The sequence below is a fragment of the Komagataeibacter kakiaceti JCM 25156 genome (assembly GCF_000613305.1).
The window spans coordinates 1-559 of record NZ_BAIO01000901.1; the positions used below are offsets into that span (position 1 = coordinate 1).

General features: G+C 65.7%; 1 protein-coding gene. It reads right to left on the bottom strand.

What is annotated here, in order from left to right; genetic code table 11:
• A partial coding sequence (locus JCM25156_RS26720) for an FUSC family protein (RefSeq protein ID WP_034961827.1) occupies positions 1-559 on the bottom strand: 559 nt, incomplete at both ends.

Genomic DNA, 559 nt, shown 5'->3' on the forward strand with positions numbered 1-559 from the left:
CCTTCGGCCTCGCCGCGTCCCGCCATCTGGCGCTGGAGCGCGCGCACGATGGTCGCGGCCATCCAGAACCGCTGCTGCGTGGGGAAGGCGGAAACAGCAGCACAAGAACGATGAAGCGAGAAGGGCCGCCAGCAGGTAGAAGATGTTGCGGTTGAGGAATTCGGTCGGGTCATAGCCCTGATGGTTGTCCAGCCCCAGGATCGCGAAGAAGAAAACCCCGTAATTGAAGCCAATGGCCGCCGTTGCGGGGCGGATGAGCAGCCAGCAGGCCACCAGTGTCTGCGGCAGCAGGCTCAGGGCGAGAAACGGCATGTCCGCCCCATGCAGCAGCACGACGAAGTTCAGCACGGCCGCCGTCAGCACGCTGCATGGAATGCCGATCACGGCCCCCATGCCAAAGCGGGCCGTGTCCACATTGGTGGCCGCCAGCGTCAGGGTCAGGGCGGTCTGGGCCAGTGCGACGGTCGCCCCCGGCAGGCCGGTGATAACGCATACCCCCGCGGCGAAGGAGAAACCGATCAGCAGCCGTAACGCGCCGATCAGCGCCAGCCCGTAATTG